We start from the raw sequence: 1,348 nt of genomic DNA on the forward strand, positions 1-1,348 counted from the left end.
CCGGGTCGGCCATCGCGAAGCGGTCCCCGCCGGCGCGCTTGGCGCGGTACATCGCCGCATCGGCCGCGGCCAGCAGGACGTGCGCTGCGGTGGCGGCGTCGTCGGTGACGGCCACGCCCACGCTGGCCGCCAGCGGCCGCCACGACCGCGGCGCGCTGGCCTGCTCGTGACCGCTGCCTTGCGGCTCGCCGCTGCCCTGCGGCTCGCCGCTGCCCTGCGGCTCGCCGCTGCCCTGGCCGCTGCTGCCGGCGCGCTGCAGGGCGTGCACGATGCGCGCGGCGATCACCGCGGCACCGCGGTGCCCGCCCACGCCCTCGCAGCACACCACGAACTCGTCCCCGCCGAAGCGGGCCAGCACATCGGCCGGGCGCAGCGCGGCGCGGATGCGCTGCGCCGCCGCGCGCAGGTGCTCATCGCCTGCGGCGTGCCCGTGCAGGTCGTTGACCGCCTTCAGCCCGTCCAGGTCGATGAACAGCACCGCCAGGTGGCTGCCCCCGACAGCACCGCCGTGCGCAGCACCACCGGCACCACCCCCGGCACCACTGGCCCCGTCGGCGCCGCCAGCACCGCTGGCTGCGAAGGGGTCGGCAAGACCGGCGGAACCGGCAGGACCGGCGGAACCGGTGGGACCGCTGGGGCGCCGGTGCAGCAGGGCCAGGGCGTGGCCCAGCTGCTCCTCGAAGACCGCCCGGGTGATCGCCCCGGTCAGCGGATCGCGCCCGAGCTGAGCCACCAGGGCCCGCTGGGCCTGCTGGGCCTCCTCGGCGCGCTGGCGCTGCTGCACCAGCAGCACCAGCGTGGCGCTCAAGCCCATCAGCACCTGCGCGGCCCGCAGCTGCGCAGCGCTCAGCGCCCCGGGGCGGGTGCGGTACAGCTGCACCGCGCCCCAGCCCTGCCCGTCCACCCGCAGCGGCAGCGCGCTCACCGCCGCCAGGCCCAGCTGGCTGGCCGCGCGCCCGTGCCGGCCAAAGCGGCAGCTGGACGCCAGGTCCGCCTCTTCCACGACCTGCCCGCTGCGGTGCGCCAGGCGGGCCGGGCCGTCCTGGTGGCGCTGCTGCATCGCCTCCAGGTCGCGCACGGCCTGCCGGGCCGGGCCGGCCACCGCACCCAGGCGCAGCAGGTCCTTGCCCACCACGCGCGTGATGCTGGCCGCGTCCACCTGCAGCACCTGCACCAGGCACTGCAGCAGCAGCGTCAGGACCTGATGGACCTCACCGACCCGATGGACCTCACCGACCCGATGGACCTCACCGACCCGATGGACCTCACCGACCCGATGGACCTCACCGACCCGATGGACCTCACCGACCCGATGGACCTCACCGACCCGATGGACCTCACCGACCCG

1 protein-coding gene is annotated in these 1,348 nt (G+C 76.4%); it reads right to left on the minus strand.

The window, feature by feature from the left end:
• On the minus strand, window positions 1–1,174 hold a 1,174-nt coding region (locus tag ACRYR7_RS25510; protein ID WP_432575193.1), incomplete at its 3' end, for a diguanylate cyclase domain-containing protein.
• Window positions 1,175–1,348 lie beyond the last annotated feature (174 nt).

The organism is Kineococcus gurbantunggutensis, from assembly GCF_050871925.1.
GTDB lineage: Bacteria > Actinomycetota > Actinomycetes > Actinomycetales > Kineococcaceae > Kineococcus.